This is a genomic window from Pseudomonas sp. GNP013, from assembly GCF_054343995.1.
The window spans coordinates 4595309-4620366 of sequence record NZ_JBTGUT010000001.1 but is presented as its reverse complement, the minus strand read 5'-3'; the positions used below and the strand labels follow the sequence as shown (position 1 = coordinate 4620366).

Here is a 25058-nt window from a genome sequence, read left to right as displayed (position 1 = left end):
ATCATGCAGCACAGGCTGACAAGAGAGGATGAAGGCTAAGTGCTATAAGGCTGTTATCGGCCGGCTGGGGGATTTCTGCAGTCGGGTTGATCAAAGGTGTACAAACCTGTTCGCAAAGCCATTGCCTGTGCGGCGTACGCGCAAAAAAAGCCCCGCCATGTGGCGGGGTTGAGGTACGAGCGTGGCGCTCGAAAATCGGTGCAACCCGGCCTCCCCGATGAGGGAGAGGCCGGGTGATGCTTACAGCAGGATGGTGCGGATGTCGTTCAGCAACTGGCTCAGACGCTGGGTGAAGCGCGCAGCCGCGGCACCATTGATCACGCGGTGATCGTAGGACAGCGACAGCGGCAGCATCAGTTTCGGCTGGAACGCTTTACCGTCCCACACTGGCTGGATAGTCGCCTTGGATACACCCAGGATCGCCACTTCCGGCGCGTTGACGATTGGCGTGAAGCCAGTGCCGCCAATGTGACCGAGGCTGGAAATGGTGAAGCAGGCGCCTTGCATGTCGTCGGCGGTGAGCTTCTTGTCACGGGCCTTGGCAGCCAGTGCAGCCGCTTCGGCAGCCAGTTGCAGCAGGCTCTTCTGATCAACGTTCTTGATCACAGGCACCAGCAGGCCGTCCGGGGTATCAACCGCAAAACCGACGTTCACGTACTTCTTGCGAATGATCGCCTTGCCGCTTGGCGCCAGCGAACTGTTGAAGTCCGGCAGCTCCTTGAGCAGGTGCGCGCAGGCCTTGAGCAGCAGTGGCAGCACGGTCAGCTTGACGCCGGCCTTCTCGGCCACGGCTTTCTGCGCAACGCGGAAAGCTTCGAGGTCGGTGATATCGGCCTGGTCGAACTGGGTCACGTGCGGGATGTTCAGCCAGCTGCGGTGCAGGCTCGACGCGCCGATTTGCATCAGGCGAGTCATCGGCACTTCTTCGGTCTCGCCGAAGCGGCTGAAGTCCACGACCGGGATCGGCGGAATGCCCGAACCACCGGTGGCAGCGCCGGCAGCCGGAGCTTCCTTGGCCTTCTGCATCATGGATTTGACGTAAACCTGCACGTCTTCCTTCAGCACGCGACCATGCGGGCCAGTGGCCGACACAGCGTTCAGCTCGACACCGAATTCACGGGCCAGTTGGCGAACCGCAGGGCCGGCGTGAACCTTGGCACCGCTTGGCGCAGGTGCGGCAGCAGTCGGGGCCGGTGCGGCCTCGGCTTTTGCAGCCGGTGCCGGGGCGGCAGCGGCCGGAGCAGCTTCAGCCTTTGCAGCAGCCGGAGCGGCGGCGGGTGCTGGAGCGGCAGCCGGTGCAGCGCCTTGTACTTTCAGCTTGAGGATGAAGTCGCCAGTGCCGACTTCGTCTTCCAGCTTGACCGCGATGCTTTCCACTACGCCGGCAGCCGGCGACGGGATTTCCATGGAGGCCTTGTCGGACTCCAGGGTGATCAGCGACTGGTCGGCTTCGACGGTGTCGCCCACCTTGACCAGCAGCTCGATGATCTTGGCCTTGCCCGACGAACCGATGTCCGGGACGTGAATGTCCTGGACCGTGGCTTCTGCGGGTGCAGCAGCCGGGGCCGCAGGGGCCTCGGCAGCGGCAGGTTTTTCAGCGGCCGGCGCGGGGGCGGCGGCCGATTCAGCCTTGGCGGCAGGGGCTGCATCGGCAGCACCTTCGATTTCCAGCTCCAGCAGTTCGTCGCCTTCTTTCAGGCGATCGCCCAGCTTCACTTTCAGGCTCTTGACCACACCGGCCTTGGGCGCAGGGATTTCCATGCTCGCCTTGTCCGACTCGAGGGTCAGGATGCTCTGGTCGGCTTCGACGGTGTCGCCGACCTTCACAAACAGCTCGATTACTTCACCTTCACCGCTGCCGATGTCAGGTACGCGAATGAGTTCGCTCACAAAAAATCTCCTCAGCAGTCCAGTGGGTTGCGTTTTTCCGGGTTGATCCCGAACTTGACGATGGCGTCAGCCACCACCTTGGGTTCGATCTCACCACGGTCAGCCAAGGCTTCCAGGGCTGCCAACACCACGAAGTGACGGTCAACTTCGAAGAAGTGACGCAGCTTCTTGCGGCTGTCACTGCGGCCGAAACCGTCGGTGCCCAGGACTTTGAATTCCTTGGACGGGACCCACTGGCGAATCTGTTCAGCAAACAGCTTCATGTAGTCGGTGGAAGCAATGACCGGACCTTTACGGCCGTTCAGGCATTCTTCGACATAGCTCAGTTGCGGCTTCTGGCCTGGGTGCAGGCGGTTGTTGCGTTCCACGGCCAGGCCGTCGCGACGCAGTTCGTTGAAGCTGGTAACGCTCCACACGTCGGCGCCGACGTTGAATTCGTCACGCAGGATCTTCGCCGCTTCACGCACTTCGCGCAGGATGGTGCCGGAGCCCATCAGTTGCACGTGGTGCGCTGCTTCCTTGGTGTCTTCTTCGAGCAGGTACATGCCCTTGATGATGCCTTCCTCAACACCGGCCGGCATGGCTGGCTGCTGGTAGGACTCGTTCATCACGGTGATGTAGTAGAAAACGTCCTGCTGCTGCTCGGTCATCTTCTTCATGCCGTCCTGGATGATCACCGCCAGCTCGTAGCCGTAGGTTGGATCAAAGGTGCGGCAGTTCGGGATGGTGGCCGCCAGGATGTGGCTGTGACCGTCTTCGTGTTGCAGGCCTTCGCCGTTCAGCGTGGTCCGGCCGGCGGTGCCGCCGATCAGGAAGCCACGGGTACGGCTGTCGCCCGCTGCCCACGCCAGGTCGCCGATACGCTGGAAGCCGAACATCGAGTAGAAGATGTAGAACGGCAGCATTGGCTGGTTGTGGCTGGAGTACGAGGTGCCGGCAGCGATGAAGGAGCTCATGGCGCCCGCTTCGTTGATGCCTTCTTCGAGGATCTGGCCCTTCTTGTCTTCCTTGTAGAACATCACCTGGTCTTTATCGACTGGCTCGTAGAGCTGGCCGACCGAGGAGTAGATGCCCAACTGACGGAACATGCCTTCCATACCGAAGGTACGCGCTTCGTCCGGGATGATCGGCACGATGCGCGAACCGATTTCCTTGTCCTTGACCAGTTGCGCGAGGATGCGCACGAAGGCCATGGTGGTGGAAATTTCACGGTCGCCCGAACCGTCCAGGATCGCCTTGAGGGTATCGAGTGGTGGCGTAGGAATATCGAACGACTTGGCGCGGCGCTGCGGTACGAAACCGCCCAGTGCGGTGCGACGCTCGCTGAGGTAGCGGGCTTCGGCGCTGTTTGGCTCTGGCTTGAAGAACGGCAGGTTTTCCAGCTCTTCGTCCTTGACCGGAATGTCGAAACGGTCGCGGAACAGCTTCAGGCTGTCGACGTCGACTTTCTTGGTGTTGTGCGCAGTGTTCTTCGCTTCGCCGGCACCGGTGCCATAACCCTTGATGGTCTTGGCCAGGATAACGGTCGGCTGCTCTTTGTGGTTGACCGCCTGGTGGTACGCCGCGTAGACCTTGTACGGGTCGTGGCCGCCACGGTTGAGTTTCCAGATCTCGTCGTCGGACAGGTCTGCAACCATTGCCTTGAGTTCAGGCGTGTTGAAGAAGTGTTCACGCACGAACGCGCCGTCTTTGGCCTTGTAGTTCTGGTACTCGCCGTCGATGACTTCGTCCATGCGACGTTGCAGGATACCGTCGACGTCCTTGGCCAGCAGCGGGTCCCAGAAACGGCCCCAGATGACCTTGGTGACGTTCCAGTGAGCGCCACGGAACACGCCTTCGAGTTCCTGGATGATCTTGGCGTTGCCGCGAACCGGGCCGTCGAGGCGCTGCAGGTTGCAGTTGATGACGAAGATCAGGTTGTCGAGCTTCTCGCGGCCGGCCAGGGAGATGGCGCCCAGGGATTCCGGCTCGTCGCACTCGCCGTCGCCCAGGAAACACCAGACTTTCTGTTTGCCTTCCGGGATGAAACCACGGGCTTCCAGGTACTTCATGAAGCGTGCCTGGTAGATCGCCTGGATCGGGCCCAGACCCATGGAAACGGTTGGGAACTGCCAGAAATCGGGCATCAGCCAAGGGTGCGGGTAGGACGACAGGCCCTGACCGTCGACTTCCTGGCGGAAGTTGTTCATTTGTTCTTCGCTGATGCGGCCTTCCATGAACGCACGGGCGTAAACGCCTGGGGAGGTGTGGCCCTGGAAGTAGATCAGGTCGCCGCCGTGTTCGTCGGTCGGGGCCTGGAAGAAGTAGTTGAAGCCGATGTCATACAGGGTTGCGCTGGAAGCGAAGCTGGAGATGTGACCGCCCAGGTCCGAATCTTTCAAGTTCGTGCGCATTACCATCGCCATGGCGTTCCAGCGTACCAGCGAGCGAATGCGGCGTTCCATGAACAGGTCGCCAGGCATGCGTGCTTCGTGGGTAACGGGGATGGTGTTGCGGTATGGCGTGGTGATGGCGTAAGGCAACTGCGAGCCGCTGCGGGTCGCGAGTTCGCCCATACGGGTCATCAGGTAATGAGCACGGTCTTCGCCTTCTTTGTCGAGAACCGATTCCAGGGCGTCCAGCCATTCCTGGGTTTCGACGGGATCGAGGTCTTGCATGGCTTGCTCCAGGGCGGAAAGGCTACCAGAATCGGTTGCCTGAAGTTTGCGACTGGCCTTGTGGGCAGACGACATAAATTCTTGGATGGCCGAAGGTTGCTTCGGCGTCCTGTAGTTTTACTACAAATCGTCGGCCATTTCAGCCTTTCGAATGTATATACGAGTAGTAAAACTACACAAGACCGAGCGTATGGCTCGGTCTGGCTGGTGAGCATAATCGTTAATGTTGATCTTTTGCGAACAAGAAAAGGTTCAAGTTTGATGTTACCTGCCAAGATTAATTTAATTTCAGCTATTTCTAACTTTTGTTCGACAGTTCTTCACCGAGCGCGGTTCTCGCGTTCACCTCTACAGGCCATTTACACGCCGATCAAGGATAGACCATGAGCCTTCCAACGCTGGCCGAACTGCCTGCCATTCTCTTGCCATTTGCCCAGCGGGCCGAGCAGTCATTTCGTGACGCCGTGGCCGCGCTGGACGACGATAATGGACTGTGTGCGTGGACGCCGCAACGGTGGGCAGAGTTTACCCGTGTCTGCGCCGCCAGTGATTTTGTCATTGAACAAAGCGTTCGTGACCCTTTGATGTTGCTTGAGCTGGTGGCCTGGGGCGAGCTGGATCGCGGCTTTGCACCGGGCGAGCTGTGCAGCCAGATCGCCGGTGCCGTGCAACAGGCGCAAACGGAAGATGAACTGGGTCGTCTCTTGCGGCGCCAGCGCACGCGCCAGCAAGTGCGCATCATCTGGCGCGACCTGACCCGCCAGGCCGACCTGGTGCAAACCTGCCGCGACCTCTCCGACATGGCCGACGCCTGCATCGACCAGGCCTATCAATGGCTGTACCAGCGCCACTGCGTGCAGTTCGGCACGCCCACCGGTCGGCGCAGCGGCGAAGCCCAGCACATGGTCATCCTCGGCATGGGCAAGCTCGGTGCGGTGGAGCTCAACCTTTCGTCGGATATCGACCTGATCTTCGCCTACCCCGAAGGCGGCGAGACGGTGGGGGTGAAGCGCTCCCTGGACAATCAGGAATTTTTCATTCGCCTGGGTCAGAAGTTGATCAAGGCGCTGGACCCGATGACCGTCGATGGTTTTGTCTTTCGCGTCGACATGCGCCTGCGCCCCTATGGTTCTGCCGGCGCGCTGGTGCTCAGCTTCAACGCGCTGGAGCAGTATTACCAGGATCAGGGCCGCGACTGGGAACGCTACGCGATGATCAAGGCGCGGGTGGTGGCGGGCGATCAGGTGGCCGGCACGGTGCTGCTGGATATGCTGCGACCGTTCGTCTACCGCCGTTACCTGGATTTTTCGGCCATCGAAGCGCTGCGCACCATGAAGCAGTTGATCCAGCAGGAAGTGCGGCGCAAGGGCATGGCCGAAAACATCAAACTGGGCTCGGGCGGCATTCGCGAAGTGGAATTTATCGCCCAGGCGTTCCAGCTCATCCACGGTGGCCGCGACCTGAGCCTGCAACAACGGCCGCTGCTCAACGTGCTGGGCACCCTCGAAGGCCAGGGCTACCTGCCGTCGGCGGTAATCGCCGAGTTGCGCAATGGTTACGAATTCCTGCGCTACACCGAACACGCGATCCAGGCGATTGCCGACCGCCAGACGCAGATGCTCCCCGACAGCCCGGAAGACCAGGCGCGCATTGCCTTTATGCTCGGGTTTGCCGACTGGACGGCGTTCCATGAGCGCCTGATGCACTGGCGTGGCCGCGTGGACTGGCACTTCCGCCAGGTGATTGCCGATCCGGATGAGGAGGAGGGTGAAGAAAGCGAGTTGGTCGTGGGCGGTGAGTGGCTGCCATTGTGGGAAGAGTCCCAGGATGACGACGCGGCCTGCCGCCAACTGGCCGAAGGCGGTTTCACCGATGCGCCCAAGGCGCTCAAGGCCCTGGCCGGCCTGCGCAGCAGCCCGCAATTGCGGGCCATGCAGCGTCTGGGGCGTGAGCGCCTGGATGCGTTTATTCCGCGCCTGCTGGCGCAGGCCGTGGAGCACGCCAACCCGGACCTGGTGATGGAGCGGGTATTGCCGCTGGTGGAGGCCGTCGCCCGCCGTTCGGCCTACCTGGTGCTGCTCACCGAAAACCCCGACGCCCTGCGCCGCCTGCTGACCCTGTGCGCCGCCAGCCCGTGGATCGCCGAGCAAATCACGCGCTTCCCGCTGCTGCTGGATGAATTGCTCAACGAAGGCCGCCTGTTCAAACCGCCATTGGCGCCGGAATTGGCCGCCGAGCTGCGCGAGCGCCTCACGCGTATCCCCGAGGACGACCTCGAACAGCAGATGGAAGCCCTGCGCCACTTCAAACTGGCTCACCGCCTGCGTGTGGCTGCCTCGGAAATCGTCGGCAGCCTGCCGTTGATGAAAGTCAGCGACTACCTCACCTGGCTCGCCGAAGCCATTCTCGAACAAGTGCTGGCCCTGGCCTGGCGCCAGACCGTCGCGCGCCACGGCTCGCCGCAGCGGCTGGACGGCAGCCTGTGCAATCCGGGGTTCATCATCGTCGGGTACGGCAAGGTCGGCGGTATCGAACTGGGCCATGGCTCGGACCTGGACCTGGTGTTTATCCACGATGGCGACCCCCATGCCGAAACCGACGGCGCCAAGCCGATCGACGGCGCGCAGTTCTTTACCCGCCTGGGCCAGCGCATCATTCACCTGCTGACCACCCAGACCAACTCCGGTCAGTTGTACGAAGTGGACATGCGCCTGCGACCTTCCGGCGCGTCCGGGCTATTGGTCAGTTCGCTGGGGGCATTCGACCGCTATCAACAAAATGAAGCATGGACCTGGGAGCATCAGGCCCTGATCCGCGCGCGCGTGCTGGTGGGCAGCCAGGATGTGGGGCAGGCATTCGAGCAGGTCCGGGCCAAGGTGCTGGGGCGTGAACGCGACCTGGCGAAGCTGCGCCAGGAGGTCAGTGAGATGCGCGCCAAGATGCGTGACAACCTGGGCACCAGGGCCACGACAGCCGGGACCGCTGCCAATGCCTTCGGGGCCACGGCCGTGTTCGACCTCAAGCAGGACGCCGGAGGTATCGTCGATATTGAATTTATGGTGCAATACGCGGCTTTGGCGTGGTCTGCGCAACATCCTGCGTTGCTGCGCTTTACCGACAATATCCGCATTCTGGAGGGCCTGGAGCAGGTCGGGCTGATGCCCGCCGCCGATGCCCATTTGCTGCGCGAGGTGTACAAGGCCTACCGTTCTGCGGCACATCGCCAGGCCTTGCAGAACGAGGCCGGCACCGTGAGCGGGGAGCAGTTTGCCGACGAGCGGCGGCAGGTGATGCGAATCTGGCGTGAGCTGGGTTTAAGCTGATACTCGATTAATTGAGCGATGCCAATTTAATGTGGAAACCGGCTTTATGTGGGAGCGGGCTTGCTCGCGAAGCAGGCGCTGCGATCTGTCTGGCGGACAGCGGTGATGCTTTCGCGAGCAAGCCCGCTCCCACACAAAGCGGTTCCGTGGCTACCGCAACCTAGGGTAATTGTCGATGCGGGGAGGCATAAGCCTCCCCGCATCGTTTGTGGAAACTACATGAATATTCTGATCGTTGGGCCCAGTTGGGTCGGTGACATGGTGATGGCACAGACACTGTTCCAGTGCCTGCGCCAGCGCCATCCAGACTGCCAGATCGACGTGCTCGCCCCCGAGTGGAGCCGGCCGATCCTTGAGCGTATGCCCGAAGTGCGCCAGGCCTTGAGCTTCCCGCTTGGCCACGGCGCGCTTGAGCTTGCGACGCGCCGGCGCATCGGCAAGTCGCTGGCCGGCCAGTACGACCAGGCGATCCTGCTGCCCAACTCGCTCAAGTCGGCGCTGGTGCCCTATTTTGCCGGCATCCCCAAGCGCACCGGCTGGCGCGGCGAGTTTCGCTACGTGCTGCTCAACGACGTGCGCACCCTCGACAAGGCGCGCTACCCGCTGATGATCGAGCGCTTCATGGCCCTGGCCTATGCGCCGGGTGCCGAGCTGCCCACGCGGTATCCACGGCCGAGCCTGCAAATCGACCCGTTGACCCGCGATGCCGCGCTGAGCAAGTTTGGCCTGCAGTTGGATCGGCCGGTGCTGGCGCTGTGCCCAGGCGCGGAGTTTGGCGAGTCCAAGCGCTGGCCGTCGGAGCATTACGCCAAGGTCGCCGAAACGAAGATTCGCGAAGGCTGGCAGGTGTGGCTGTTCGGTTCGAAAAACGATCATTCGGTAGGCGAAGACATTCGCCAGCGCCTGATTCCCGGCCTGCGTGAAGAAGCGGTGAACCTGAGTGGCGAGACCTCGCTGGCCGAGGCGATCGACCTGCTCTCCTGCGCCGATTCGGTGGTGTCCAACGATTCCGGCCTGATGCACGTGGCCGCCGCGCTGAACCGTCCGCTGGTGGCGGTGTACGGCTCTACCTCGCCGGGCTTTACGCCGCCGTTGGCCGACCAGGTCGAAGTGGTGCGCCTGGGGCTGGAGTGCAGCCCGTGTTTTGAGCGCACCTGCCGGTTCGGCCACTACAATTGCCTGCGCCAATTGCTGCCGCAGCCGGTGACCGATGCGTTGCAGCGGTTGCAGGGCGACACGGTCGAGGTTCACTGAGTTGCGGGTACTGGTGATCAAGACCTCATCCCTGGGCGACGTGATCCATGCGTTGCCGGCACTCACCGATGCGGCGCGGGCCATCCCCGGCATCCGGTTCGATTGGGTGGTGGAAGAAGGCTTTGCCGAAATCCCCACCTGGCACCCGGCGGTCGACAAGGTGATTGCGGTGGCTATTCGCCGCTGGCGCAAGAATATTTGGCAAACCATCAAGAGTGGCGAGTGGCGGCGTTTCAAGCAGAGCATCCAGTCGACCAAATACGATCTGGTGATCGACGCCCAGGGCCTGCTCAAAAGCGCCTGGCTGACCCGCTACGTGCGTGCGCCCGTAGCCGGGTTCGACAAAAGCTCGGCCCGCGAACCCATGGCGGCGCGTTTCTATTCGCGGCGCCTGGCCGTGGCCCGTGGGCAGCATGCGGTGGAGCGGCTGCGCCAGCTGTTCGCCGTGGCCCTGGGCTATGACCTGCCCAAAGGCCTGGGCGATTACGGCCTGAGTGTGGAAAAACTGCTTGGCCTGCCGCCGGAAAAGCCCTTTGTGCTGCTGCTGCACGGCACCACCTGGGACACCAAGCACTGGCCCGAAGCCTATTGGCGCGAGCTGGCCGAGCGCATGGGGCGCCTCGGCGTCGACGTTAAGCTGCCGTGGGGCAATGCCGACGAAAAGGCCCGCGCCGAACGCCTGGCCCTAGGCTTGAGCAATGCCCAGGTGCTGCCCAAACTCAACCTGGCCGGCGTCGCCCGCGTATTGGCCGGCGCCCGCGCGTGCGTGGCGGTCGACACCGGCCTCGGTCACCTCGCCGCCGCGCTGGATGTGCCGACCATTTCCCTGTTCGGGCCCACCAACCCGGGCCTGACCGGTGCCTACGGCAAGGGCCAGATTCACCTGGCCAGCGACTGGCCGTGCGCGCCCTGCCTGCAAAAACACTGTACCTATCAACCGACGGCCGACGACCTGCGTCGGTTCGACCTCCAGCGCGAGTCGCCCCTGTGCTTCACGCGCCTGAACCCTGAGCGTGTGGCAAGCCGACTGAGCACGTTGTTACTGGCTGAGGAGCTGCACTGATGCAACTGGCATTTGTTCTGTACAAATATTTCCCTTTCGGTGGCCTGCAGCGCGACTTCATGCGCATCGCCCTGGAGTGCCAGCAGCGCGGCCATCGGATTCGGGTCTACACGCTGATCTGGGAGGGCGATATCCCGCCGGGCTTCGAAGTGCTGGTGGCGCCGGTCAAGGCGTTCCTCAACCATCGGCGCAATGAAAAGCTCAGCGCCTGGATGGAAGCCGACCTGGCCAAACGTCCGGTGGACCGCTTGATCGGCTTCAACAAGATGCCCGGCCTGGACGTGTACTACGCCGCCGACGGCTGCTTTGAAGACAAGGCGCAAAACCTGCGTCATTCGCTGTACCGCTATTTCGGGCGCTACAAGCACTTTGCCGACTATGAGCGCGCCGTGTTCGCCAGGGACGCCAGGACCGAAGTGCTGATGATCTCCGAAGTTCAGCAGCCACTGTTCATCAAGCACTACGACACCCCGCTTGAGCGTTTCCACCTGCTGCCGCCGGGCATTGCCCAGGACCGCCGGGCACCGCCGAACGCGGCCGAGATTCGCGAGGGGTTTCGCCGGGAATTCAACCTCGGCGATGACGACCTGCTGCTGGTGCAGATTGGTTCGGGCTTCAAGACCAAGGGTGTCGACCGCAGCCTCAAGGCTGTGGCCGCATTGCCCGCCGAACTGAAAAAACGCACGCGCCTGTTTGTAATCGGCCAGGACGACCCCAAAGTATTCCAATTGCAGAGCGCCACCCTGGGCCTGGGCGACAATGTGCAGTTTCTCAAGGGGCGCAGCGATATCCCGCGTTTCCTGCTGGGCGCCGACCTGTTGATCCACCCGGCGTACAACGAAAACACCGGTACCGTATTGCTCGAGGCACTGGTGGCCGGTCTGCCGGTGCTGGTGTCGGCGGTGTGTGGCTACGCCCATTACATTGCCGAGGCCGACAGCGGCCTGGTGCTCGATGAGCCGTTTGAACAAACCCAGCTCAACGCGTACCTGGCTCGCATGTTGACCGACTCTGCACAGCGCGCGGCCTGGGGCCGCAATGGGCTGGCCTACGCCGAGACGGCCGACCTCTACAGCATGCCGCAGCACGCGGCGGATGTGATTCTGGCGGAGCCAAAACCATGAAGTTGATGCTTGCCGAACCGTTCAAGACCCTCTGGGCCGGGCGCGATGCGTTCGCCGAAGTGGAGCGTCTGGAGGGCGAGGTGTACCGCGAACTCGAAGCTCGTCGCACGCTGCGCACCGAGGTCGCGGGGCGTGGTTATTTCGTGAAGATTCACCGGGGCATCGGCTGGGGCGAGATCGTCAAGAACCTTGTCACCGTCAAGCTGCCGGTGCTCGGCGCGGGCCAGGAGTGGCTGGCGATCCAGCGCCTGCAGGAAGTCGGCGTGCCAACCATGACCGCCGTCGCCTATGGCGAGCGCGGCAGCAACCCGGCCGACCAGCACTCGTTCATCATCACCGAGGAACTGGCGCCGACCATCAGCCTTGAAGATTTCAGCATCGACTGGGTCAGGCAGCCGCCCGAGCCGCGTCTGAAGCGCGCACTGATCGCGGAAGTGGCGCGCATGACCGGCACGATGCATCGCGGCGGCGTCAACCATCGCGATTGCTACATCTGCCACTTCCTGCTGCACACCGACACGCCGGTGACCGCCGAGCATTTCAAGCTGTCGGTGATCGACCTGCACCGCGCGCAGACCCGCGCCAGAATCAGCCATCGCTGGCGCAACAAGGACCTGGCCGCGCTGTACTTCTCGGCGCTGGACATCGGCCTTACCCGCCGCGACAAATTGCGCTTCCTCAAGGGCTACTTCCAGCAGCCGCTGCGCCGCATCCTGGCCGAAGAAAGCGCCCTGCTGCAGTGGCTGCAGGGCAAGGCCGACAAGTTGTATGCCCGCAAGCAGCGCTACGGGGATGCGCTCTGATGGCGGGTTGGAACCTGGAACCTGCGTACGCCAACCTCGCGGAGGACTTCGGCAGCCTGGAGGCGGTGTTCGACTTGCAGGGCGAACGGCTGACCCGCGACCCGCTGTCGGAAGTGATCCGTGTGGAGCGCGGTGGGGTCAATTACTACGTCAAGCGCTACGTGGGTGCTGGTAAGGGCTTGCGTCGCTACCTGGGCAAGCCCCGGGTGAAGTCCGAGTGGCAGAACCTCAAGCGTTTCGCCAAGTGGGGCATTCCCACCGCCGACGTGGTTGCCTGGGGCCTGGAACGTAACGGCCTGGCCTACGACCGTGGAGCGATGATCACCCGTGAGCTGCCCAGGACCGAAGACCTGTCGGCGCTGGCCGAGCACAAGGACGCGCGCCTCAAGGACCCCCGCTGGGTCAATGCGGTCAGCCGCCAGCTCGCCGAATACACGCGGACCATGCACGAGCACCGGTTTACCCATAACGATTTGAAGTGGCGCAACCTGCTGGTGGACGATCAGGCCACGCTGTACCTGATCGACTGCCCCAATGGTGATTTCTGGCGCGGCTTCTGGCTCAAGTACCGCATCACCAAGGACCTGGCATGCCTGGACAAAGTGGCCAAGTATCACCTGTCGGCCACCCAACGCCTGCGCTTTTACATGCAATATCGCCAACGCACGCACCTGACGGTGTCGGACAAACTGCGGATTCGCCACGTGGTGAAGTTTTTCGAGGGACGCGAATGAGTGACTTCCTGGCGGCCGAGGACCGCGCTCTGCTTGAGCGTAATGGCCTGGCCACTTTCGACGCCCTGTGGGCCAAGCAATTGGACGCGGTGGATGAGCCGAACACCAGCCGTGGCGGCTGGAGCAGCGTGTTTCGCCTGGAGCTCGACGGCCACGGTTACTACCTCAAGCGCCAGAGCAATTACCTGACGCGCACTCTGCACAGCCCGCTGGGCGAGCCGAGCTTTGCCCGCGAGTTTCGCAATATCAGCCGCTATCGAACGCTGGGCATTCCGGCACTGCAAGCGGCGTTTTTTGGTGAGCGCAAGGTCGCGGGCGAACGCCGTGCGATGCTGCTGACCCGCGCGCTGGACGGCTGGAACGACCTGGATTCGTTGCTGGAGCAATGGTCGTCACTGAGCGACGCCCAGCACCACGCGATCCTGCTGGCCTGCGGCCGGCTGGCGCGTCAGCTGCACAGCGTGGGCCAGGTACACGGCTGCTTTTACCCCAAGCATATTTTTTTGCAGGCGACCGGCGACGGCTACGCTGCGCAGTTGATCGACCTGGAGAAAACCCGGCCGTTGCTGTTCGGCTGGCGTGACCGGGTCAAGGATCTGGAGCCGCTGTTGCGCCGCGCACCGCAGTGGTCGCAGGCCCAGGTGCGGCAACTGCTGGCGGCGTATCTCGAGCAGCCGCAGGACAGCGCGCTGGTCGACACCTGGTACCAGCGCCTCACTGCGCGGCGCAGCCATAAGGAGAACCGCTGATGCGTTTGTCCGAACTCAAACAGGCCGGGCGCCGCCCGAGCCTGCCGCTGACCATCGAGCTGGCGGATGCGGCCGGCACCGGCCAGTTGCAACTGCTGAGCCTGTTACGCGTGTTGCCGGGCGAGCGCTATGTGGGCGCGGCGGTCTGGCGCGGGCGCCCGGTGCTGGCCAAGTTGCTGGTGGGCAGTAAGGCTGCGCGGCACTTTCAGCGTGAGTTGAGCGGTGTGCGCCTGCTGGCCGAACAAGGGCTGACCACGCCGCTGCTGCTCGCCGATGGCTTGCAGGAAGGCGAGGGCGGCTGGCTGTTGTTCGAATTTATCGAGGGCGCCCAAAGCCTGGCCGACGCCTGGCGCGCGGTCGAAGGCTTGCCGCCGTTGGCCGACGAGCAGACGGCGGTGCTGGCCCAAGCCCTGGGCGCGATTGCGCAGATGCACGCCAAAGGCGTGTGGCAGCAAGACCTGCACCTGGACAATCTGCTGCGCCAGGGTGACACGCTGTACCTGATCGACGGTGCCGGTGTGCGGGTTGAAGAAGCGGGCAAGCCGTTGTCGCGCAACCGCGTGCTGGAGAACCTCGGGGTGTTTTTTGCCCAACTGCCGAAGAACCTCGAGCCGTTTACCGAAGAATTGCTGGTGTATTACCTGCTGAGCAATGGCGAGCACGCATTGCCGCTGCAGGCGCTGGAAAAACAGGTGCGCAAGGTCAGCGCCTGGCGCCTGAAGGACTTCCTCGGCAAAGTGGGCCGCGAGTGCACGCTGTTCAGCGTGCAACGCGGCGCCTTTGGCTTGCGCGCGATTCGTCGCGAAGAAGAAGCGGCAATGTTGCCCGTGTTGGAGCAGGCCGATGCACTGCTGGACGGGGGCCACCTGTACAAGACCGGCGGCGCGGCCAGCGTGGCCAGGGTCGAAGTGGCCGGCCGGCCGCTGGTGATCAAACGCTACAACATCAAAGGCTTCGCCCATTGGCTCAAGCGCTTCTGGCGCCCGAGCCGCGCCTGGCATTCCTGGCGCGAGGGCAACCGCCTGGCATTCCTCGGCATCGCCACGCCCAAGCCGCTGGCGGTATTGGAAAAACGCTTTTTCTGGCTGCGCAGCCGAGCGTATCTTGTGACGGAGTACCTGCCAGGCCCGGACATCATCGAGCGCTTTGCGCCTTACGTGGAAAAGGGCGACGCCCCCGAAGCCGAGTTGCAGGCGCTGGACCAACTGTTTGCCGAACTGATCCGCGAGCGCATCAGCCATGGGGATTTCAAAGGCCACAACCTGTTCTGGGCCGGGGATCGGTGGTCGCTGATCGACTTGGATGCGATGTGCCAACACACCTCCGATGCCAGCTTTGCGCCGGCGTTTGCCAAGGACCGCGCGCGGTTCATGCGCAACTGGCCGGCGGAAAGTGCCTTGCATCAGCTGATTGATCAGCGCTTACCCACTCGCACGGGCGCATGAGATCCAGGGTGAGAGGTGGCTTGCTCCCGATGAGGATGTGTCAGTCGGTACCTGAGTTGACTGCCCGCCGCTATCGGGAGCGAGGCCCCTTTTTATTAAGCACAAAGACAACGTGTAATTTAAAGCCTGAAGTTCCAGGCAAGCACATTGCTGTGGCGAACGGGCTTGCCCTAATGCCGTTCAGTTAAGCGCAGATTCCCTGTGGCGAGCAGGCTTGTCCTGCGTTGGGCTGCGCAGCGGCCCTGAAACCATGCTCTGCGCAGGGTCAGGGACACCGCGTTTTGCTCGATTGGGGGCGCTTCGCACCCCAACGCGGGGCAAGCCCGCTCGCCACAGAGGCTGCGGTTTGCTGCGCGGCAGCACCAAGTCGAAGATTTGTCGCAGGCTCCTTGACTGGAATGATTCATGTCAGATGGATCCATGTATATGTTGCCTGGGCAACAGCAATGGGGCAGTTGGTGTTGCGCAAGAACAGTCCGCGTTTGCTTTTTTCCTTTATCTCATTGATTTAAATAGATAAAAATCCTGGCACACACTCTGCAATGCCAATCGGTGAACCCATTCACCGGTCGCCTCAGCGGAGCCCTGTATGCCCACCAGCCTTTCCTCGCTTTCCCGTTTGATCTGCCTTGGCGCTGCGCTATTGCTGGGCCAGGTGTGCACGGCTCACGCCGATGATGAGGTGCCGTCGCTTGCCGGCAAGCGCATCGCCGTGAGCATGACCGGCACCAGTCATTATTTCGATATCAAGGCATTCCAGGCACAGGTCGATGAGATCAAGCGCCTGGGCGGTACGCCGATCACCCTGGACGCCGGGCGCAATGACAGGAACCTGGTGACCCAGCTGCAAACCGTGGTCACCCAGAAGCCCGATGCGGTGATCCAGACCCTGGGCACCCTCAGCGTGATCGACCCCTGGCTCAAGCGCATCAGCAAGGCTGGCATCCCGCTGTTCACCATTGATGCGCCGTCGCAGTACAGCCTCAACAACACCACCTCCGATAACGTCGCCACCGGCAAGGCCCTGGCCGATCAGTTGATCAAGGACGCCGGCGGCAAGGGCAAAATTCTGGTGTTCAACGGCTTCTACGGCGTGCCGGTGTGCGCGATTCGTTATGACCAGTTGAAGCTGGCACTCAAGGATTATCCACAGCTGGAAATCATCCAGCCCGAGTTGCGCGATGTGATTCCCAACACCGTGCAGGACGCCTATTCCCAAGTGTCTGCGCTGCTCAACAAATACCCCAAGGGCAGCCTCTCGGCGATCTGGTCGGCGTGGGATATTCCGCAGTTGGGCGCCAGCAAGGCATTGATCGACGCCGGGCGCACCGAGATCAAGACCTACGGCGTCGACGGGACGCCGGAAGTGCTGGCGCTGCTCGGCCAGGACCATTCGCCAGTGGGCGCGGTGGTGGCGCAGCAGCCGGCGCTGATCGGCAAGACCGCCGTGCAGAACGTGGCGCGCTACCTCGCCGGGCAGCGTGACTTGCCCAGGGAAACCCATGTGGCGACGCTGCTGACCACCGCCGCAAACCTGCCGCAGGTCCAACAGTTGCGAGGTGACTGATGCCGGCCCTACACCTGCAGCATATGCACAAACGCTTTGGCGCCACCCTGGCGCTGGATGGCGCGAGCCTCAAGGTCGAGCGCGGTACGGTCCACGGGCTGGTAGGCGAGAACGGCGCGGGCAAGTCGACCCTGATCAAGATCCTGGCCGGTATCCACACCGCCGATGCGGGCCAGGTGAATATCGACGGGCAGTCGTACGACAGGCTGTCGCCGCGTCAGGTGGACGCGCTGGGCGTGCAGTTCATCCATCAGGAGCGGCTCTTGCCGGCCAGTTTCACTGTGGGCGAGGCGCTGTTTTTCGGGCATGAGCTGCGCCGTGGGCCGTTTGTGGATCGGCGCCGCCAGCAACGAGAGGCGCAGCGTTTGCTGGCGGACTATTTCGACCTGCAATTGCCGGCTGACGCCTTGGTGAGCGAGCTGAACAGCGCCGAGCGTCAGGTGTTGCAGATCACCCGTGCGCTGATTCGCCAGCCGAAGATTCTGGTGTTCGACGAGCCCAGCGTGGCGCTGGTCAAGCGCGAGGTCGACCAGCTGTTGCACATCGTCAGGCGTTTACGCGATCAGGGGCTGTCGATTCTGTACATCTCCCATTACCTGCAGGAAATCGACAGCCTGTGCGATGAGGTCACGGTGCTGCGCAATGGGCGCGATGTAGCGGTGGTCGAGCCTCGGCATACCTCGAGTGCCGAGATCGCGCGGCTGATGGTCAATCGGGAGGTGCAGGAGATGTACCCCAAAGTCCGTGTGGCAGTGGGCGAGCCGTTGCTGCAGGTGAAGTCGCTGAGCCTGGCGCGGCGTTATCGTCACATCGACTTGCAGGTGCGGCGCGGAGAAATCGTCGGCCTCACCGGGTTGGTAGGGTCCGGGGCCAAGGAATTGTTCAAGACGCTGTTTGGCATCGAGCAGGCCGACAGCGGCAGTATTCATCTGCAAGGTCGCCTGCTGCGCCTGCGTTCACCGGGCCAGGCGATTGCTGCCGGGATCGCGCTGGTGCCGGAAGAGCGGCGCAGCCAGGGCATTGCGCCGGTATTGTCGGTGCTGGAAAACCTGACGCTGGCCGGGCTGGGTAGGTTCAGTCGCTGGGGCCTGTTGAGCCGCGCCAGGGAGCAGGCGGAAACGGCGCGGCTGATCGATGAGCTGGCGATCAAGGCGCCGGGGCCTCACGCGGCGGTCAGCCAGCTCAGTGGTGGCAACCAGCAGAAGGTTGCACTGGGCAAATGGCTGAGCCGCCGCTCGGCCGTGTACCTGCTCGACGAGCCGTGCGTGGGGGTGGACGTGGGCGCCAAGGTCGAGATCTATCGCTTGATCGGGCGCTTGGTGCAGGAGGGCGCGGCGGTGCTGGTGCTGTCATCGGATTTACCCGAACTGCTGGGGATCAGCGACCGCATTCTGGTACTGCATCGCGGTGAAATCGCCGGTGAGTTTCGTGCCGGCGAGGCCGACAGCGATCGGTTGCTGGCGTGTGCCACCGGAGCGGTGCCCGCCGCAGCGTTGCGGACGCGGGAGGTCGAGCATGCTTGAGGCGCTGCTGCGACGCGGTTCGGTCGGCGTGTTCCTGGCGATCCTGCTGGGGTTTGCCGTGGCCGCGCCGAATTTTCTCTCGGTGGGCAATCTGGCCAATGTGTTCAGTCAGTCGGCGATCCTCGGCGTGCTGGCGTTCGGGTTGACCTGCGTGATCATCGGCGGCGGCTCGAATGTGCTCGCCGGTGGGCTGGACCTGTCATTGGCGGCCAACCTGGGGCTGTGTGCGGCGGTGTTCAGCCGCCTCAACAACGCCGGGCTGGAGCTTTGGCTGACGGTGTCGCTGACCCTGGCGTGCGGCGTTGTGGTCGGCCTGGTCAATGGCCTGGCGGTGGTGCGATTGCGCCTGCCGCCGCTGCTGGCGACCCTGGCGAGCATGAATGTGCTGGCCGGACTCGAGCTGGTGCTGACCGAAAATACCGTGGTGTCCACCGACTCGCCGCTGCTGGACCTGCTCAGCGGCGGCGCCTGGCTGGGGGTGCCGGCGCTGGCCTGGGTATTGCTGGTGACAGCGGGGCTGCTGACCTTGCTGATCCAGCATTCGCCCTACGGGCTGCGTTTGCATGCAGTGGGCGAATACCCGCAGGCCGCCGAGGCAGCGGGGCTGCGCAATGTGCGCTATGTGTTGTCGAGTTATCTGCTGGCTGGGCTGTGCGCCGCTGTTGCTGCGTTGTGTTCGGCGGCGTTTTTCAGCGGCAGCACCACCGGGTCCGGCGACATGCTGCTGTCGGTGGTGGCGATTGCGTTTCTGGGCGTGGTGTTTTCGCGGCGGCTGGTGGCAAGTATCCCCGGCACGCTGTTCGCGGCGTTGTTGATCGGCTTTCTGATCAATGGTTTTCAACTGCTCAACGTATCGAGTTTCTGGGTCAACGGCGTGCAGGGAGTGTTGATCCTGCTGGTGGTGGCCGCGTCCAGCGCGTTGAGTCGAGGTGTCCACTCATGAAGTTGCGTGCCTTGTTGCCATTGACCTTGCCGCTGGTGTTCGTGGTGATTGTGCTGGTGTTTGCCGTGCAGGCGCCGGGGTTCCTCAGCGCCGGCAACCTCAAAAGCCTGGTGCTGAACAATTTTGTGCTGCTGGCGATTGTGTCCATCGGCATGACCTACGCAGTGGCGGCGGGCGGCATCGACCTGTCGGTGGGGACGGCGCTGGACTTCGCCAGTTTCAGCTGTGTGGTGCTGCTCAACGGCGGGCATGGCTGGGCCGTGGCGACTGCGGGCGCATTAGTCGCGGCATTACTGGTGGGGCTGGTGAATGCTGTGCTGATTGGCGGGCTGCGCATCAGCCCGTTCCTGGCCACCCTCGGCACCTTGTTTATCGGCACCAGTGCGCAGCAACTGCTCTCGGACGGAGGGCAGCCGATCTACATAGCCCAGGGATTGAAACCGGGGGTGGCGGGACTCACGCCGTTGCTGATCGTGCTGGGATTGGCGTTGTTTTACGGTCTTTTACTGGCGCGAGGGCGTCTGGGACGGGAATTGCTGGCGCAGGGCTCGCAGCCGTTGCTGGCGTATTACTCGGGGTTGTCGGTGCGACGGATCGTGACCGTGGTGGCGCTGGCCACGGCCTTGGCGTGCGGGGTAGCCGGGGTGTTACTCGCGGCGACGGTGAGCGCGTATGCGCCGTTGTCGGGGAATGCGTTTTTGCTGAATGCGATTGGGGCGGTGTTTATGGGCACGACGTTGAGTCGACAGGGCCGGGCGAATGTGTGTGGGACGTTGCTGGGGGTGCTGTTTATCAACGTGATTGCCAATGGGTTGTTGTTGATTGGCTGGAATTTTTATTGGCAGCAGGTGGCGACGGGGGTGTTGATTTTTGTGGTGTTGACGTTCAGTTTTGCCAGCCGGCGGCTGGTCGAGCGAGTCTGATGCCCACATTTGGGTCCCCATTTGTTTGATGGGTATCACACTGCTTTTGCTTTGCTTTTGCTTTGCTTTTGATCTGCTTTGTTTTTGATCTTGATCTCAGGCGCCCCGTTAACCACGCTGGCCGCACGCAGGCTTGAATCCGTGGGTAACCCGGCAGGACGCCGGGTTAGCCGCACTGGGCCAGGGATGGCCCATTGCGGCGGCCCACGGATTCAAGCCGGAGTGCGGGCACACCGAGCCTAGGCGAGGTGCCGAGTGGTGGGGCAAGAGCGTTTTGCTTACTTTTGCGCTTTTCAAAAGTGAGCCGCTGTAAGAGCGGAACCCCAAGCAGCCGTTACCGAAACAATGGATATGTACACAACCAAACACGCCCAGCACCGCATCGGCATCGGAAAATTCCCACGCTTGCATGCCCTTATTCCGTCTATATCGCACAGGGCCGTAATGCTAGCGTGCGTGACCTACCGGAGGTCACCGAATGAACACTGCACTCAAAATTCTGTTGGCGGCATCAGCACTGAGCCTGTTCGGCTGCGGCACCGTCAACACAGTCATGCGCGAAGACCATGTCGCCGTGCAGGCGCTCAAAAAGCAGAAAACCTATTGCCAGTCCATCACCCGCGTCTACAGCGGGGTCGCCTATGACCTGTGTCAACTGCACGCTCCCCCCTCGACCACCACCGGTGTGTGGGTGAATTTCGTGCCGCTGATTTTCATCGATGTAGTGGCCTCCGGCGTGTTGGATACCCTCGTCCTGCCCTACACGGTCTACCGGCAAAGCACCGACGGCAGCATCGAACTCAGGTAGGCCCCAGTGATGGGCTCTACACCGCCCGCTTTTGCCTTGCCGCTTGCCGCTAACAGCTCCCCACTGCTTTTAAGCTATAATCCCGCCCTTTAGCTGTTTCCTGCCCAGGCAGGAGGCACACTTTTTTCAGGCGCAACCCGCCTGCATGCAGACTAAAAGAGGCTAGACCCCTGTGGCATTGACGATTCTTGGCCTGTCCGGCGCCCTTAGCCATGATCCTTCCGCAGCCCTGTATATCGACGGCAAGCTGATCGCGGCCGCCGAAGAAGAGCGCTTCGTACGCGACAAACATGCAAAGAACCGCATGCCCTACGAGTCGGCGAAGTTCTGCCTGGAACAGGCCGGCATCAAGCCTTGCGACGTTGATGTGGTGGCGATTCCGTTCGCTCCGATCAGCCTGTTCGGCGAGGCGCGCTGGCACTACGCCAAGCGTTACTGGTACGCCCCGGACCGCGCACTCGACGCGATCCTGATGGGCAACCGTCGCTACAAGCGTTATCGCAACAAGATCGTCTGGTGCCTGGAGCAACTGGGCTTCGATCCGAAGAAAATCAGGATCGAGCCGGTTGAACACCACCTGGCCCACGCCTCCAGCGCCTACCACTGCTCGGGCTTCCAGGAAAAAACCGCAATCCTCGGCATCGACGGCAAGGGCGAGTACGCCACCACGTTTTTTGGCTACGGCGAGAACGGCAAGATCCACAAGATCAAGGAATTCTACGACCCTGACTCCCTCGGCGGCCTGTATGGCGCGATCACCGAGTTCCTCGGTTTCGAAATGCTCGACGGCGAGTTCAAGGTCATGGGCATGGCGCCATACGGCGATGCCAGCAAGTACGATTTCTCGCGCCTGGCCTCCTTTGAAAACGGCGAGCTGGTGATCAACACCGACTACGCCAACGTCATCGGCCTGCGCCGCTACAAGGAGAAGGGCAAAGGCTTCTACTTCTCGCCAAAACTGATCGAGTGGCTGGGGCCAAAGCGCGAAGGCGATATTGCCGACGAGCCTTACATCCACTACGCGGCCAGCATGCAGGCGTTGTTCGAGAAGCTGGCCTTGCAGATGATCGACCATTACCTGGGCGACATCCTCAAGGACACTGGCAAGCTGGCCTTCGCGGGCGGTTGCGCGCTGAACGTCAAGCTGAACCAGAAGATCATCGCCCGTGACGACGTGAAAGAGCTGTTCGTACAGCCGGCCTCCGGTGATGCCGGCACTGCCGTTGGCGCTGCTGCTTACGTGTCCCACGCCCGTGGCGTGCCGGTGGAGAAGATGGAACACGTCTACCTCGGCCCGTCCTACAGCAACGAAGACGTGATCGCTGCCTGCGCCAAACACGAGAGCAAGCCGGTGTGGCGCAAGATCGAAAACATGCCCAAGCGCATCGCCAAGATCATGGTCGACGGCAACCCGGTGGCCTGGTTCCAGGGCCGTATGGAGTTTGGCCCGCGTGCGTTGGGCGGTCGTTCGATCATCGGTTGCCCAAGTGCAACCGGCGTGGCCGACCGCATCAACCACCAGATCAAGTTCCGCGAGCGCTGGAGGCCTTTCTGCCCGTCGATGCTCGACACCGTGGCCCCGCAGATGATCAAGGTCGACCACCCGGCGCCGTTCATGACCTTCACCTTTGAAGTGTCGGAAGAATGGAAAACCCGCGTACCGGAAGTGGTGCACGAAGACGGCACCTCCCGCGCCCAGGTGCTCAAGCGCGAGTACAACCCGCGCTACTACGACATGATGAAAGAGCTCGAAGTGCTGACGGGCAATGGCGTGTCCCTGAACACCTCGCTCAACCGCCGTGGCGAAGCGATGATCTGCTCGCCCAAGGACGCGCTGGACATGTTCTTCGGCTCCGACCTGCAGTACCTGATCATGGAAGACATCCTCGTGGTCAAGGACGGTGTGGACCCTTATGACGCCGTGGTCTAAATGCTGAACCGCTTCCAGGGTTGGCGTGAGCGAGGCTGGGTGCCTGTCGAGGCCGAGGCTTACGCTCAAGCCTGGCAGCGATTTGGTGGCAGCGTGGCGACCCATCCTCGGGTCGTCGAGCGTTTGGCCGGCCTGGCGCAGATTCCGGTGCGTTACCTGGGCTGGGAGCAGGACGGCGAACTCAAGGGTGCAATTGCCACCTGGGGGCGCGACCTGGCGCTGTCCAAGGACGTGCTCAAGCGCCACGGCAAGAAGGGCCTGTTTGACCTCGGTAATGCCGAGATCATCCTGCCGATTGCCGCCGATGCGCAGTTGCCGGTGCGCCATCGCGGGCGCTACCTGTCGGCCTTGAACGAAGGGCGCGTGAATACCCTCAAGCCCCAGGCCGAGCAACTGGCCATGGCGCGCACCCCGGAAGACCTGTCAAAGAAGTTTCGCTACAACCAGCGCCGCGAACTGCGCCTGCTGGAAGAGGCGGGCGGCGTGGTGCGGGCGGTGAGTGAGTTTTCCAGTGCGGAGCTGGCGGCGATTTATCGCGACCTGTTCCAGCGTCGCTGGGGCTTTGCCGCCACCGGCGCCGAACGCCTGGCCGAAGTGCTGGCATTGCTCCAGGAGTTTCTGGTGGGTTCGGTGCTGTTTCTCAACGATGCGCCAATTGCCGTGCAGTTGGTGTATCGCGTCGAGGCGCCCGAATGGGTCAGCATCGAATACGTCAACGGCGGCGTCGACCCCGAAACCCGTGCGTTCAGCCCCGGCAGCGTGTTGAGCTTTCTCAACACCCAAAGTGCCTGGGAGCAGGCTCGCACGCTCAACAAGCCACTGCGTTTCTCTTTTGGGCGCGCCGACCGCGAATATAAAGAGCGCTGGTGCAACCCGGTGCCGGTGTTCAGCCTATGAGCCGCAAACAGCAACTGCTCAAGCGCCATCGGCGCAACAAACGCATCGCCTTGCTGGTGGGCTTGTTGCTGTTGATCGCGGTGGGTGTGCTGGTGGCCTGGTGGCTGCCGTTGATCCTCGCAGTGCTGCTGTGGGTGGCCCACGAAGCCTGGTTTGCCGACCATCTGTTCTACTCGCCCAAGGATGACTACCAGTACCGCTTTGCCCCGCACAGCCGTCACGGCGACCTGCGCCTGGAGGCTGGGCGTTTGCTCTCGGACACACCGCTGGAGCTTGCGGGTGATGAAACCCTGATCGTCCAGGTGCAGCTTGAAAGCAGCTGGCTCGGACGTTTCCTGGACCCTGCGGTTGACCTGGTGGGTGATCGCCAGGCCTTCGAGCGCGGTGTTGCTGGCACGCGTTACCTCAACCTCACCGGTGCAGCGGCGGCCCTGGCTGCGGGTGAGGTTCGCGTGCGTGGGCGATTCTGTCGCATTGTCGGTCAGCCGACGCTTTGGGTGTTCCGCCAGCCGGACCCGGCGCGCCAGCGCGTGATGGTGATCGCGCCCCATGCCGACGATGCCGAGCTGGCTGCGTTCGGCCTGTATGCCCAGGCGGATGAAAGCTGGATCGTGACCCTCACCGCCGGTGAGATCGAAGCCGAACATTATCAACAGATGGGCCTGCCGCAAGCCGATGCCGCGCGTCTGAAAGGGCGCCTGCGCGCCTGGGACAGCATTGCCGTGCCGCGCTGGGCCGGGGTGCCCGAGGCGCAGTGCGTGCAACTGGGCTACTTCTGCCTGCAACTGCCGGCCATGCAGGCCGCGCCGGATCAGCCCCAGGCTTCGCGCGAGGCGCAATGCGCCGATACGCGTCTGTTTCGCCAGTTCAACAGGCTTGCGTTGCCCAGCGATGCGGACGGTTTGCCGACCTGGCACAACCTGCTCGCCGACCTGCGCGCGCTGTTGCTCAAGGCACGTCCCGAGGTGATCGTGTTGCCGACGCCGCTGCTCGATCCACACCCGGATCACATCTGCGCCTACAACGCCGTCATCGAGGCCTTGCAGGGCCTTGAGTGGCAGCCGAGCACATTGCTGGGCTACGCCAACCATTTGCACGATAACGACCGCTGGCCCATGGGCGATTCGGGCGCCGGTGTGGCGTTGCCGCCGCAGTTCGATGCCGACCGGGTGCTGCAGCCGTATTGCCGCGTGCTCAGCCACAGCCAGCAAGTGGACAAGGCCATGGCGCTGGGCATGATGCATGACCTGCAACCGAGCGCGCCGTTCAAGCGCCGCGTCCGACGCCTGTTGCAACAACTGCTGGCGGATCGTGGTCCATCGCCCTACGGCGAGAACGAGTTTTTCCGCAAGGCCGTGCGCCGTCACGAACTGCTTTGGGTGCTGAAGCAGGACTGAAATTGACTTTATCGTCGGGCGGCTTGCA

18 protein-coding genes are annotated in these 25058 nt (G+C 62.6%); 16 read left to right on the top strand and 2 right to left on the bottom strand.

The genetic code is table 11. The annotated features are described in order from the left end of the window. Positions 1 to 240: 240 nt before the first annotated feature. Both aceF and aceE read right to left on the bottom strand, forming a co-directional pair. On the bottom strand, positions 241 to 1890 hold the full coding sequence (aceF, locus tag ACXX81_RS20370; protein WP_458572288.1) for a dihydrolipoyllysine-residue acetyltransferase: 1650 nt from the start codon (positions 1888 to 1890) through the stop codon (positions 241 to 243). A gap of 11 nt (positions 1891 to 1901) precedes the next feature. Next, positions 1902 to 4547, bottom strand: coding sequence for a pyruvate dehydrogenase (acetyl-transferring), homodimeric type (gene aceE / locus ACXX81_RS20365; RefSeq protein WP_209987747.1), 2646 nt, complete (start codon positions 4545 to 4547; stop codon positions 1902 to 1904). 383 nt (positions 4548 to 4930) lie between these two features. On the opposite strand from aceE, the gene glnE reads away from it, so the two are divergent. The 16 genes from glnE (at position 4931) to ACXX81_RS20285 (ending at position 25030) form a co-directional block, all read left to right on the top strand. Continuing rightward, the gene (gene glnE, locus ACXX81_RS20360) at positions 4931 to 7870 is read left to right on the top strand and encodes a bifunctional [glutamate--ammonia ligase]-adenylyl-L-tyrosine phosphorylase/[glutamate--ammonia-ligase] adenylyltransferase (protein ID WP_458572287.1); all 2940 of its coding nucleotides are present in this window, start codon (positions 4931 to 4933) and stop codon (positions 7868 to 7870) included. A gap of 219 nt (positions 7871 to 8089) precedes the next feature. Continuing rightward, the gene (gene waaF, locus ACXX81_RS20355) at positions 8090 to 9124 is read left to right on the top strand and encodes a lipopolysaccharide heptosyltransferase II (RefSeq protein ID WP_209987752.1); all 1035 of its coding nucleotides are present in this window, start codon (positions 8090 to 8092) and stop codon (positions 9122 to 9124) included. A gap of 1 nt (position 9125) precedes the next feature. After that, positions 9126 to 10187, top strand: coding sequence for a lipopolysaccharide heptosyltransferase I (waaC, locus tag ACXX81_RS20350; RefSeq protein WP_322212472.1), 1062 nt, complete (start codon positions 9126 to 9128; stop codon positions 10185 to 10187). After that, positions 10187 to 11311 carry a glycosyltransferase family 4 protein gene (locus tag ACXX81_RS20345; RefSeq protein WP_231422360.1) on the top strand — a complete coding sequence of 375 codons (1125 nt, stop codon included), beginning with the start codon at positions 10187 to 10189 and terminating at the stop codon, positions 11309 to 11311. The genes waaC and ACXX81_RS20345 overlap by 1 nt, the downstream gene beginning before the upstream one ends. Continuing rightward, entirely contained in the window at positions 11308 to 12114 is an 807-nt protein-coding gene (rfaP, locus tag ACXX81_RS20340; RefSeq protein ID WP_458572286.1) for a lipopolysaccharide core heptose(I) kinase RfaP, read from the top strand. Before ACXX81_RS20345 ends, rfaP begins: the two co-directional genes overlap by 4 nt. After that, positions 12114 to 12848: a lipopolysaccharide kinase InaA family protein gene (locus tag ACXX81_RS20335; RefSeq protein ID WP_209987765.1), complete on the top strand. Its 735-nt coding sequence runs from the start codon at positions 12114 to 12116 to the stop codon at positions 12846 to 12848. Before rfaP ends, ACXX81_RS20335 begins: the two co-directional genes overlap by 1 nt. Further along, positions 12845 to 13597, top strand: coding sequence for a lipopolysaccharide kinase InaA family protein (locus tag ACXX81_RS20330; protein WP_231422361.1), 753 nt, complete (start codon positions 12845 to 12847; stop codon positions 13595 to 13597). Before ACXX81_RS20335 ends, ACXX81_RS20330 begins: the two co-directional genes overlap by 4 nt. After that, entirely contained in the window at positions 13597 to 15042 is a 1446-nt protein-coding gene (locus tag ACXX81_RS20325) for a lipopolysaccharide kinase InaA family protein (RefSeq protein WP_458572285.1), read from the top strand. The genes ACXX81_RS20330 and ACXX81_RS20325 overlap by 1 nt, the downstream gene beginning before the upstream one ends. A gap of 589 nt (positions 15043 to 15631) precedes the next feature. Further along, positions 15632 to 16609 carry a sugar ABC transporter substrate-binding protein gene (locus ACXX81_RS20320; RefSeq protein WP_209987775.1) on the top strand — a complete coding sequence of 326 codons (978 nt, stop codon included), beginning with the start codon at positions 15632 to 15634 and terminating at the stop codon, positions 16607 to 16609. Further along, on the top strand, positions 16609 to 18132 hold the full coding sequence (locus ACXX81_RS20315; RefSeq protein ID WP_458572284.1) for a sugar ABC transporter ATP-binding protein: 1524 nt from the start codon (positions 16609 to 16611) through the stop codon (positions 18130 to 18132). The genes ACXX81_RS20320 and ACXX81_RS20315 overlap by 1 nt, the downstream gene beginning before the upstream one ends. Beyond that, complete coding sequence (locus ACXX81_RS20310; protein ID WP_458572283.1) at positions 18125 to 19075, top strand: ABC transporter permease; 951 nt, start codon at positions 18125 to 18127, stop codon at positions 19073 to 19075. Before ACXX81_RS20315 ends, ACXX81_RS20310 begins: the two co-directional genes overlap by 8 nt. Further along, a complete protein-coding gene (locus ACXX81_RS20305) occupies positions 19072 to 19998 on the top strand; it encodes an ABC transporter permease (protein WP_458572282.1) in 927 nt (308 codons plus the stop codon). The genes ACXX81_RS20310 and ACXX81_RS20305 overlap by 4 nt, the downstream gene beginning before the upstream one ends. 478 nt (positions 19999 to 20476) lie before the next feature. Then, entirely contained in the window at positions 20477 to 20806 is a 330-nt protein-coding gene (locus ACXX81_RS20300; RefSeq protein ID WP_322212478.1) for a YceK/YidQ family lipoprotein, read from the top strand. A gap of 172 nt (positions 20807 to 20978) precedes the next feature. Beyond that, positions 20979 to 22736 carry a carbamoyltransferase family protein gene (locus ACXX81_RS20295; protein ID WP_209987796.1) on the top strand — a complete coding sequence of 586 codons (1758 nt, stop codon included), beginning with the start codon at positions 20979 to 20981 and terminating at the stop codon, positions 22734 to 22736. Then, positions 22737 to 23633: an antimicrobial resistance protein Mig-14 gene (locus tag ACXX81_RS20290; RefSeq protein WP_458572281.1), complete on the top strand. Its 897-nt coding sequence runs from the start codon at positions 22737 to 22739 to the stop codon at positions 23631 to 23633. After that, positions 23630 to 25030: a PIG-L deacetylase family protein gene (locus ACXX81_RS20285; protein WP_458572280.1), complete on the top strand. Its 1401-nt coding sequence runs from the start codon at positions 23630 to 23632 to the stop codon at positions 25028 to 25030. The genes ACXX81_RS20290 and ACXX81_RS20285 overlap by 4 nt, the downstream gene beginning before the upstream one ends. Positions 25031 to 25058 lie beyond the last annotated feature (28 nt).